General features: G+C 35.7%; 6 protein-coding genes, 5 pseudogenes and 1 other annotated feature. Of the genes and pseudogenes, 7 read left to right on the top strand and 4 right to left on the bottom strand.

Annotated elements, in window-relative coordinates:
* The first annotated feature begins 158 nt into the window (after nt 1–158).
* Complete coding sequence (locus VK90_RS25575; RefSeq protein ID WP_002174974.1) at nt 159–1373, top strand: replication initiation protein; 1215 nt, start codon at nt 159–161, stop codon at nt 1371–1373.
* Here the strand turns inward: VK90_RS25575 and VK90_RS30955 are convergent.
* The 3 genes and pseudogenes from VK90_RS30955 to VK90_RS25565 all read right to left on the bottom strand — a co-directional run.
* Nucleotides 1374–1619 (bottom strand): annotated as a pseudogene (locus tag VK90_RS30955) (hypothetical protein); the annotation flags it as partial. It lies immediately after the preceding gene.
* A 388-nt stretch (nt 1620–2007) separates the two neighbouring features.
* Nucleotides 2008–2260: a binding site (T-box leader), on the bottom strand.
* Between the two features lie 478 nt (nt 2261–2738).
* On the bottom strand, nt 2739–3830 hold the full coding sequence (locus VK90_RS25570; RefSeq protein WP_048376257.1) for a Vgb family protein: 1092 nt from the start codon (nt 3828–3830) through the stop codon (nt 2739–2741).
* Nucleotides 3831–3947: 117 nt separating this feature from the next.
* Nucleotides 3948–4286, bottom strand: a pseudogene (locus VK90_RS25565) (hypothetical protein); the annotation flags it as partial.
* A gap of 500 nt (nt 4287–4786) precedes the next feature.
* Here VK90_RS25565 and VK90_RS25560 point away from each other — a divergent pair.
* From VK90_RS25560 to VK90_RS25550, 3 genes and pseudogenes are all read left to right on the top strand, one after another.
* A complete protein-coding gene (locus VK90_RS25560) occupies nt 4787–5635 on the top strand; it encodes a DUF2935 domain-containing protein (protein ID WP_048376255.1) in 849 nt (282 codons plus the stop codon).
* A 273-nt stretch (nt 5636–5908) separates the two neighbouring features.
* Nucleotides 5909–6142: pseudogene (locus VK90_RS25555) on the top strand (DDE-type integrase/transposase/recombinase); the annotation flags it as partial.
* Nucleotides 6143–7207: 1065 nt separating this feature from the next.
* Nucleotides 7208–7729 carry a DUF3967 domain-containing protein gene (locus VK90_RS25550; protein WP_002174969.1) on the top strand — a complete coding sequence of 174 codons (522 nt, stop codon included), beginning with the start codon at nt 7208–7210 and terminating at the stop codon, nt 7727–7729.
* A gap of 1445 nt (nt 7730–9174) precedes the next feature.
* Here the strand turns inward: VK90_RS25550 and VK90_RS30950 are convergent.
* A pseudogene (locus tag VK90_RS30950) lies at nt 9175–9363 on the bottom strand (putative iron-sulfur cluster-binding metallochaperone); the annotation flags it as partial.
* A gap of 34 nt (nt 9364–9397) precedes the next feature.
* Between VK90_RS30950 and VK90_RS25545 the strand changes: the two are divergent.
* The 3 genes and pseudogenes from VK90_RS25545 to VK90_RS29445 all read left to right on the top strand — a co-directional run.
* Nucleotides 9398–9691: pseudogene (locus VK90_RS25545) on the top strand (hypothetical protein); the annotation flags it as partial.
* 312 nt (nt 9692–10003) lie between these two features.
* The gene (locus VK90_RS25540; protein WP_002174967.1) at nt 10004–10354 is read left to right on the top strand and encodes an ASCH domain-containing protein; all 351 of its coding nucleotides are present in this window, start codon (nt 10004–10006) and stop codon (nt 10352–10354) included.
* 18 nt (nt 10355–10372) lie between these two features.
* A complete protein-coding gene (locus tag VK90_RS29445) occupies nt 10373–10813 on the top strand; it encodes a DUF2269 family protein (protein WP_082148062.1) in 441 nt (146 codons plus the stop codon).
* Nucleotides 10814–11175: the final 362 nt, after the last annotated feature.

Below are 11175 nucleotides of genomic sequence, written 5' to 3'. Positions count from 1 at the left end.
GCAAATTTGGTTGCTTAACTAAAGTAAAAATGGCTCTAAAGATAGCAAATTTGGTTGCTTAACTATAGCGAAAATGGTTCTAAAGATAGCAAATTTGGTTATATACTTGTTATAGTTAGTAGAGCAGTAGAGGTAGGAAAGAAGGGACGTATGTAGGTATGTCTAAAAATCAAGATTTACAGATTAAAGAGAATAATATTGTTTCAAAATCAAATACTTTGATTGAAGCAAATTCACGTTTGAATTTAGTGGAACAAAAAATGTTACTTTGTTTGGCTAGTAATATTGAACCCAATGATTGGGATTTTAAAACTTACACATTCCCCATTAAACATTTTCATGATCTACTTGGTCTAAATGGATCTACTAAATATTCGGAGTTAAGTAAAATTACAAAGGAATTATTATCAAAAGTAATTGAAATTCGGGCTGGGGAAGAGCTGATACAGGTATCCTGGCTTTCTTCAGCAATTTATAACAGGAATAAAGGAACAATTGATATGCGTTTCGATCCGTTATTAAAGCCATTTTTATTAGAATTAAGCAGCAAGTTTACAAGCTATAGACTAGCTAATGTTATTAAATTGAAAAGTACATACGCTATACGTATTTATGAACTACTTAAACAATATGAAGATTTAAAGGAGCGTACAATTAGTCTCGAAAATTTAAGGTATTACTTAGATGCGATGGATATATACCCCAACTATGCAAATTTTAAGCAACGTGTATTGAAACCTTCTCAAAAAGAATTGGACCAAAAAACAGATATTTCTTTTGAATATGAAGAAATTAAATTAGGTAGGAAAGTACAAAAAATTAAATTTATTATCCGTAGCCAGAAAAAGAAAGATCACAATTTAGTTCATTTTGAAAAGAAATTAGATAAATTTCAACAGCCCAATACATTTGAACAAAAAATTAAAAGGTTTGAAGAACGCTGTAAAGAAAAAGTGTTTCCTAAAGTGTTTAAAAAATGGGAGGCTCATAAAGAAACTGTATTAGAAATAATTGAGGATATACGTTTTCGTTCAGATATTGATTCCCCAATCGGTTATGTAGAATTCACTCTAAATTCCCGATTAAAAGAACTGTCCGATAAAGAAATACCAAACCCAAGTAGCCAAATTGAAAATAAGTCTCATAATAATAGTGTATTAGGGATTGATAACATTATTAATTTAGTTATCAGTAAATATTCAACATCTACAGGAGCTGTAGCTACATTTTTAGTTAAAGATACAGCAATTGAGGAACTAGTTAGAGTAGTTACATTAGAAGAAGCTGAAGCCATTTGGACAGAACATGAAGCGTTTGTCATGGATAAAATTTATGAATGCATTAAAAAGAATAGAAGACAGAAAAGATACTAGATGTAAACGATCTACAAGATTTCCTGACCAAATATTAGTAACCAGCGTTGATAAAGCCCTAATAATATATAAACCAGATACAGCAATGGCCGACTCTGTTATGTTAAGAACGATAAGGTTTAGAGTAATAAAGTAAACCCAACTTCCAACACTTGAAACACCAATGCTAAACAATAAGATAGATGAATACCGCCAAGTTTCCAATGCTTTTTTAACGAATTTACCGAAAGAATTCTCCTTCCTCAAGCATGTGAAGGGCGCTAGCCCAACGGTAGGTGGGAGATGAATTTCGGTTTGGCATAGCCAAAAACTTTTGATAAACTAGCTATATGAAGTTCTTTGATAACTTGATATATGAGGTTGCAGGAAGAAAATAGAGTGCGAAAACCAAGCCATTCGGTTCCTGCGTAAAATATCAACCGTACCAAAAGAGCGTCCAAGCGTTGGACATCTAGGGTTGGAACACTCCGAAGTAACGCTCAGGGAGATGAAGGGTTGCTTTCGTCGTGGAACTGAGAAGCTCCCCCTTCAAGCTTTGCTAAGTGGCGAGTAGTTCACACTCAATTGAATTCCTCTTAAAATATAATGCAGCACTTAAAACAAAATAAAAAAATCCCACCCCGAGACTTAATTGTCTTGGGGCGAGATTTTAGATCGCGGTACCACCCCAGGTTATTAATACGTCACCATATTAACCTTATCAGGTATAACAAAAATACTTATACCCTAGCTCTATAACGGGAGCACCCGTCACACTATCCCCCTATAGCAGGTTCCAATGTGCTGATCTGAGCCTTACTTCAATAAAGAAATTCTAACCCTTTTTCGGCTACGAGGGTTCTCTGTATAGAATTCACTTTATTTACTCTTCTCTTCATTGTATTTAATTTCATATATAATAACATTATTGGATATATATCATATACATACTTAGTCAACATAATCAACAGTTATGAACGGCTTTGGAACCTTGTATTGTTCCTAGAGCATTTGGCTTATTCTGTGACTTTACCCATAAAGTTGCCGCTAAAGGAAGCATATCTTTGCCGTGGATTAATTATTAACCCATAAGCTTGCCGTGAATGCTGTTGGTTTGTAATAAAGTTTGATCAAAATGCTTGAGTTATTTGTTGCTAGTGAATTTTTTTTCATAAAAAGGTTTAATTATTTTTCTACCTGTGTTTGCTCAACAATCGCGCCCGATTGTTGAAAATCATTGCTTAAATCTTATTCAAGATAAGCACCCGTTCGCTGAATATGGAATATCGTTTAACAAATCATAGGATATTGTGAATCTAACCTTTTAGAAGGTTTAAAAAGACCGTTCTAAACTCTAGAAGCGGTCTTTCCTTATATATTCAAATGTTAACTACTGCTCTCGTCACTACATTCCCCATGAGGTGGATGATGATGATGGTCGCAGCTCTCTTCCCGGTCACACCGGTAAGCTAGTGTTGCGGGATTCGTATTGCCAAATGTCAGGTACCACGGTACTCCCAATGGTCCGCCCTTTTTATAAGGGGGGACCACCTCTTTGAACTTCTTGCTATGGACATTATAACGCCGTACTGAACCGGTAAATTCGCCTGTAGGAGCCCCCGTAGCATTGTCAAACGGGCCCGTAATAGGGACAAACAATTTTCCATCCGGTCCAAAAAGGAGTGCCTGTGCGAAAGCACGGGGTTTTCCCGGGGCATAGAGGTCAATCTTGCCGATAAACTTGCCCGTATCACCATCGAAGATCAGAATTTTGTCGGTGTCATTAGGATCATCAAGATTTTTGAAACTAGTGACGTAGAGGTTGCCGTCAGGACCGAAGACTAAACCTTCGGGACGATGGAGGTTGTTCTTGTTATCACTCACAATAAACACATCGAATCCCCCTGATTTCAGGTTGAAGCGCAGCACCCAGCCTTTATTTGGATCTAAAAAGTCAATGGCGGAGACATACAGCAAGCCGTCAGGACCGAAGACCAATCCGCGGGGGTGGAAAGGGTTGAAGCAGTGGTGGTCGACGTTGCCTAGAAACATCCCAGTGGAACCATTGTACATCCGCACTTCTCCAGGCACTTCTATGCCCGTGTTAAAGTCGAAGTCACCAACATCTGCCACAAACAGGACATTATGTTTGGAGAGTACGATACCGCGCGGTGCCAACGGAGCGCCTGGTTCGGCTGAACGGACGAGTTCGCCCAGAAACGCCCCGGTTTGCCCATTAAACTTCAATACGTCGCCATTCACGGGTTGTCCGACGTTCTGGTTAGTGACAAGAAGATTGCCCATATGGTTAAAGATAAGTCCCCGAGGACCATGCAAGTTGCCACTATTTGGTGCGACAAAAGTGCCAAGGAACTTCCCTGTTTTCGGGTCGAAAGTCTTAACGGTGTCGTTGAAGCTATCACCAATGTAGAGAAAGTCGCACTGGAAGCATCTGTCCTGATCTTTTTGATTATGCATTTTATCACCCTTTTAAAAACATATTTCAAGTAAAAAACTAGCTTTTACCTATATTAATATATGCTTACGGAGATTTTTCGTATAGGACAAGCAGCTGATAATATAGCATATTTTTAAAGTTTGGAGCATATCTTTTGTTCTCTTCAAAGCAACTTGTTTAATCATCTCTAGATCCACAAGTTTTTTCATTAAACGTTGCACAGTTTTATATGAAACTTCCATCTTTGCAGCAATTCTATTTTTGCATAGGAAACTAACACCTACATATTTACAGCTGTGGAGTTTTAAAATTTCAAGTAATGCAATTAGTTTAGATTGTATATCGGTACGCTTAATAGACATATGGATAGTGTCTCTGTATGTGCGCACAGTTTTATTTAATTCTTCTACTTCTTCAAACGTAGAAAGGTTGCAATAAGATTCTTTACTTGCGATAACATCGATACGAGTTTTCATTATTCGGCTGCTTTGGTAAAACAAAAAGCAACGTCACCAATGTGGTAAACGTTACTTAAGAAATCCTACATGATGTACAATAATTCCTGAGAGTATGGTAAGTGTTTACCTGGGTGTATCAGGTGGACGGTATATAAAGTGCTGGCGCACGATATATACACGCTATGCTCTTTTGTTGTATTTGTTGTTTTGCCCACATACTTTTCCTTTTATAACGTTTTTTATCAATAAAGAAAAAATATAGATGAAATGCGGGGCTTGTTGTATAAACGTTTTTAACTTTTTATCGTCTATTATCTGATGCTGGATTAAAATCCAGCATTATCAGTAGTCAATAATGAATAGTAATTTCGTTATATGGGGATTTTGATTTTTTAGGTTGATGGCGATGTGGTGGGACCCCTATTTTTATAGCCAGACTGAACTTTTATTGATGGTATTTTAATTTATATCTATTCATAAGAATAGAACTAGCATAGTATTTACTGGAGGGATTGAAAATGAATAGGAACGAAGCCTCATTACATCTTGATACGGGTGTTACATCTGGAATGTTTGTTGAACGATCATTAAATGAAATCCGTTTTTGGTCTAGAATCATGAAAGAGCATTCTTTATTTCTTCGATTGGGGTTTAGATGTGAGGATACTCAACTAATCCAAGAGGCTAATCAATTTTACCGATTGTTTGAACACATCGAACAAATTGCACATTCCTATACAAATCAAACAGATCCTGAACAAATAAAAAGATTTAATTCAGAAGTACAACAAGCTGCAACTAATATTTTCGGATTTAAACGAAAACTTCTAGGGTTAATTCTTACATGTAAATTGCCAGGGCAAAATAATTTTCCACTGTTAATTGATCATACAAGTAGGGAAGCTGATTATTTTAGAAAACGTTTAATTGAATTAAATGAAGGTAAATTGAATGCTCTTCCTGATGCTATTATTAAAGAAAATGTTTCCTTTTTAAGGATTATGGCAGACCATGCTAAATTTATTGGTCATCTTCTTGATCCATCGGAAAGAAAACTTGTAGATACAGCCCGGAATTTTAGCAATGATTTTGATGAATTGATGTATCAAGCGATTGACTTAGAATCTATGAAGCCACAATCTCAAACAGTTCCTCTTTTAGATCAATTTTTAGATCAAAATCGTGTGTCAGTCACATCTCTTCGGGACTTTAAGAAAACGGCACGTGATTTAATTGAGCAATGTAAAATAAAGAGTATCATTCATCCACTATTAGCAGACCATGTTTTTCGTGAAGCTGATAGATTTCTTGAAATAATTGATATGTTTGATGCTCATCTTACAAATATTAAATCACAATCTAGATAGTAGAAGATAAGGAAAGATACTATTTTGCCTTAAGCTGAGAAGTTAACAATTTATTGCTAGCTTCTTTTTCTTGAGATGGTATCATATTCCTTATTCAACGAACGGGTTCTTTAGTGAAGTAACGGTTCTGGTACAAAAATTTCAAGATAATTACAAATAATCTCTAAAACTTGGACATACGGATACTATTACTCTAAAAAGGTGTGTGATCGGTATGGAAAAGAAAAATTGGTTCAAATGGAAGCACTATCAGCCTGATATTATCTTATTAATGGTATGCGACTTAGACAACAAAAGTACTTGAATAACATAGTAGAACAAGATCATCGGATTATAAAGAAGCGAATCCGTTCTATGCTAGGTCTTAAATCTTTTGAAACAGCTACATCCATTCTTTCTAGAGTAGAAGCCATGCATATGATAAAAAAGGAACAGATTACTTTATGGAACCAGTCTGTCCAAAATCAAAAAGAATTCATCCATCAATTGTTTGGACTTGCAACATAAGATACGATTCCGTTAGGAATTTTGCACCAGAACCGTTTTAGGCATATTTGGGGTTGAACTTCATATAATAGTAGTGAAAGGTCCTATCTCACATGTTACCTTAGACGATTTACAAGAGAGTACTTAAACGGGGAGTACTCTCTTTAGTTTGCACCTTTTGAAAAAGACAACCATATAATTGGAGAATAAGATATAAGTTTAGTCGTTTATATCTTATTCAACGTTTCTGGAAATTAAATCCTTATCACACGTTTGGGCATTTACGATTGTAGATGTCCTTTTTATATAAACTAACAATTTTTTGTTAGAACATATGTATTAAGTGTCAGTCAACGGTAAGCGGAACGAAGTGAGCATTAAAGAGTTGACCGATTTATCTATCCCAGACCCTTGTAGGTTGTCAAACGGATACGGTTTGACCCTGTCTACCGGCTCGATTTGCTTTTATTGTCAAGTCGAGAGACCTAAAAGTAAGGAGCATACCAACATCAAAAAACAATGGAGAAATACTATGTTAACTTATTACGTTCGCCAAATGGTCGCAAAGTTAGAATAATAATGTTTTGTGATTTTTCATGTTGTATATTTTATAAATAAAGATCTCTACAGGCTGTTTTTGAGCAATCGTAATTTTTTTAAAAGGGATTAATCTATCAGATTTATTAAATGAATAAATCATGATGTCTCCTTTCATGATTATATTTTGAGAAATCTTATCTAGTAGGCTGTTATATAGTTTAGTGTATGCAGTTTATTAAAGTGTGTATATAACTAGGTAAGTTTTTTTATTGTATTGATGCATCAAAAAAACTTCGTCGAAATAACGAAGTTTTTTTGATTTCAGTTGAAGGGCTATTTTTCACCACAATTTATTGTTTTCATATAATCATATGAAGACCTCTCTATTTTAAAACAATTTTATTTGAAAGTTGGTGTCATAATGGATTAGAACCATTTGTTGTTAATATCAATGAAGCAACAAAGCAAAGCAAAATAATATGTATCGTACTCTTAAAAGACTATATGGCATTTGAAGAACAGCTTAGAACAGAGGGAGGATAAAATATGGCTCAAACTTATTGGGGATCTGAGGTAGCCAAGAAATTAGGGATTGGCTCAAGTACTTTGCGTAAATATTGCCTTGCCCTGGAGGAAGTTGGGTATTTTTTTGAGCGTGGCAACAATAATTCTAGAATTTTTTATCATAAAGATATAGCAACTATAGAACGGTTGGTAGCAGCTACGAACAAGAAAAACATAACGCTAGAACAGGCTATAAATCTAGTAATAACGAGTGTTACAGAAAATGGGGTAGCAGCTGCTGTTACGGATAGCGTAGCAGATTCAGAACACATAAAAGCATTAAGAGAACGTATTGAACGATTAGAACAATTTAATTTAGAGTTAATTCAAAGGTTGGATCGACAAAGTGAAATTTTACAGGAAACCAATAATCAAAGAATAATGAAAGAAGAACAAAGAGATGTTCAATTAATGCAGGTATTAAAAGAAATACAAGATAGCAAGCGCTTAATAGTAGCTTCAGAACAGAAGAAATCATTTTGGATTCGTTTGTTTGGTAAATAAATTTAAATTTAATATGTTATTTGAATTAATAATGTTGTATGTGGGTAAATTATGATTAATTATTTTTTAAATTTTTGATAATGATAATTTTTTTGTACCAGAGTTATTGGCTAAGCATGTATTGTAATATTGAAATAGATTTCACTCACTTATTTCATTTTATCAATGATTTACCCTGTTAAGAGATAAGAGAATTTTCAGTTGAAAATCTTGCTTTTACTTCGCTATTAAAAGTATCTCAGTCTATTTTGGTAAAAATAAATAGAGTTCCATAAACGATTATTTTTAGTTTTTATGTTGAAATCCTTTTTGTATCAAAGGTTACAGTCTTAGCGTACAGAATCCGTGAAATATTGGTGTTACTCTAATAATAAAAAATGACAGCTATTTTAGATGTCATTTTTTATTGGCATCTTTTTTTGGTTATTTTACATTTTTTGGGTGTTCTCTTTTAGGTACACCCTATATCTTATAAACCCTGACTATTACTGACTTTCTTCACTTTGCTACATCCTTGCAAAACTTTTTTCGGCTCGAGTTTTGGCGGCATCAAGCCAACACATACAAAAGCAACTATCTAGGTTCATCGGCTTGAATTTATTATTATACGAGCCGAACCGCTAGTGCTCTCGAATAATAATTTCATTTACCGTATGGATAGATACGTAGTACGTGGGATTTCGCTCCCACACGACGAACCAGCCTCTACTTCAAAAGTCAACGAAAACCCTTGGAAGATAAATTTAGTTTATGTTAAATTGGATATAGATTTGCTTTTTTTTTTTTTATTTCGTTTAAACATTCAAGAGCCGTTTCGCGGTTCAGATTCAGACACTTGTATTGTGTCTATGACTCTGAGTCCGAAATGGCTCTTTTTATATATAATTATTTATTTGTATTGAGATCATGAAAATGAATCAATGTATTTTGGGATTGAAAAATATGAAAAGGGAGTGAGGACCGAAAGGTATGGGGAAGCGCGGCGAAAATATGGGAAGACGGCGAGGATCTTCGAAAGTATCTTTTGTAAGGCAAATTGAAAATGTGCGGACTATGGGATTGGCCAAGAATTTAAAGTTATATATCAGCAAGTACAGGGTGTAATGAATATAGTTCATAAAGAATTTGGGCATGGAAAAGGAAGATTAGATTTAGCACAGGTATATTTAAAATAGATTTTTATGGATTTATTTGATTTTTTAGGTGGATAGGTGAATACTAATCTTAGTGAATTAGGTTAATAAAAACCTAGGTTTTTTATCCAGGTATTAAGGTGGATATTTTTCGAAATAACCATAGGTATTTCGAAAATCTTGGTTTTTATCTATCTTTTATAATTAAATAACTTTATTGTCATTTTACAACAGCTAGTTCAACGGTTAAGATATTTCATATTTTCAAATACAAAGTGTAACAAAAACGAACATTTATGTTACACTTTTTTGCTAAGAAAGGCTTTTTATATAGTTCTTAACATTCCCCAAACAGCAACTTCCTTGAGGATTGTTTATCTCGCACCCACATCGGTTTTCTTTTATATTTTCACGAATGAATTCAATAGGTTTAGGAGTAAGGTCTTGTTTTACATATTCCTCAATTTTCTCTTTTGTCCAACCCAAACAATAGCACACAGGCACAATGGTATAATTAAAGTTATGGAGGGATATTATGGCGTATATTGTATTTTATTATGGGGTACTGTTTCTTATAATTGGTACTGCAATATTTGTATTCATTAAGGCTGGGTCACCAAAAATTAAGGCTAAAAATCTGCCATTCGTAATGGTCGGTTTAGGGATAAATATACTTGCAAGCCCATTGGCACTTTTTATAGGTGTGATGGCAACAGATTCTCCAGACAGTACTGTACTTGATTTTTGGAAAGGATTTCTCTTTATTCAGGGAATACCACTTATCATACTACTTGTATCTTTGGTATGGTGGGTTATTCGCAAGAACAAAGAAAAAGCCCACATGTAGAATTTTAAAATGACTTCCGCTAACGATAATTATGTAAATGAGCTGTCCATATGGGCAGCTTATTGTATTTTTTGCTTAGCGTGGTTTTTTTCTAAAATGCTGGCGGTACCCCATGCCCATCAACTTAAGAAATCTCTTGTTCTCCAAAATGAAAAAATGAACTGAATTTTCGTAGACAACTATGCATTGTATGAAAGTTTGTTATCCCTATTAAGTAGAAACTTGCTATATAGAATAATTTTTTTATATGATAAAGTAGGCTTATACTTAAATGAAAAAAGGAGAGTGCCCCAGATGACAAACCAAAATGAAACGAACGCTTTACCACCAAAAACATGTACGATTGAACGTCTCATCACGATTCAGGAGGACATTGAAAAAGTGCTTGCAGGACAGAAAATGGCTACTCGCCGCAACGGGAGATATGCGGATGTCGGGGAAGTGATGGAGCTTCAAGGTCACCGGTATGTTGTGGAGAAGGTCTATTCGCAGTCACTTGGCGAATTGACTGATGAGCATGCCCGTCAAGAAGGCTATGCGAATGTGGAGGAATATAAGCAATCTATCCTGTCTCTTCACCCTGGCATGCCGTGGCTGCCAAATATGAGAGTTTGGGTTCATGAGTTCCGTCCCATTGAAGGTTAATGTGATATAAGGATGGACATGTTGTATCGACTGCTTCTGTATGTACATATTTTCAGTGTAATCTTATCCATCGGTCCGTTTTTTGTATTGCTTCCGCTCATCAAAAAACTGCGGGCTTCAGAGGCCCGAACACAGCAGGCTTATCTGGATGTATTCCGATTTTCGGTCAGGCTGGCCAAACATGCCGGACATGTGCTGGTTGCATCCGGGGTTCTGCTTGTACTGGCGGGCCCTTGGACTTGGAAGACCCCTTGGATAGTGATGACCCTTATTCTCATGGCGAGTTCATTATTTTTCCTGGCCCGCGCCTTTTCGCCGACCATTCGGAAATTCAGCGAAACGGGCCAAGACAAGGATGCCTTGATTCAAGTGTTGCGGCGTTCTGTTTGGATTTACATTGTTCTTTTAATGGGGATGTTATGGTTCATGGTGACAAAGCCTGCGTTGTGGCAGGGATGATAGATCTAGGGCAAATAGCGGCTTGGTGTGATTGCCGTTTGAATTCGCCGGGCGGCATGGAACAAGGACAAGCCAAAACTGGCTTGTCCTTATTGTAGTTACGCTTTGAAGATGTGATGGAATAGCCTTTTACGATCTGGGCCTATTACCCCAAAGCAAGGTTTTTGCCTGAGTTGCTCAGTTTTATCATTTTGAGGTAGTTTATTTTTGTTAGGTTGATGGGCATGTGGTACCGCCACATACTCATCAACCTAGAAAATCAAAATTCCCCCATAACGAAAATTCTATCCATTGTTGACTACTGATAATGTCATCTTATGTTAATTAGAGCTGTATGGAATATCCTTCATCTTGTGCAACTA

Origin of the sequence: Bacillus sp. LK2, assembly GCF_001043575.1 — a bacterium.
Lineage (GTDB): Bacteria > Bacillota > Bacilli > Bacillales > Bacillaceae_G > Bacillus_A > Bacillus_A paramycoides.
Note: the sequence above shows the minus strand (reverse complement) of the source record. Positions and strands in the feature narration are given on the sequence as shown.

Excerpts from the sequence above, each read along its gene's own strand:
- VK90_RS25570 (WP_048376257.1), bottom strand. The coding sequence starts at position 3,830 with ATGCATAATCAAAAAGATCAGGACAGATGCTTCCAGTGCGACTTTCTC.
- VK90_RS25540 (WP_002174967.1), top strand. The coding sequence starts at position 10,004 with ATGACAAACCAAAATGAAACGAACGCTTTACCACCAAAAACATGTACG.
- VK90_RS25575 (WP_002174974.1), top strand. The coding sequence starts at position 159 with ATGTCTAAAAATCAAGATTTACAGATTAAAGAGAATAATATTGTTTCA.
- VK90_RS29445 (WP_082148062.1), top strand. The coding sequence starts at position 10,373 with ATGTTGTATCGACTGCTTCTGTATGTACATATTTTCAGTGTAATCTTA.
- VK90_RS25560 (WP_048376255.1), top strand. The coding sequence starts at position 4,787 with ATGAATAGGAACGAAGCCTCATTACATCTTGATACGGGTGTTACATCT.
- VK90_RS25550 (WP_002174969.1), top strand. The coding sequence starts at position 7,208 with ATGGCTCAAACTTATTGGGGATCTGAGGTAGCCAAGAAATTAGGGATT.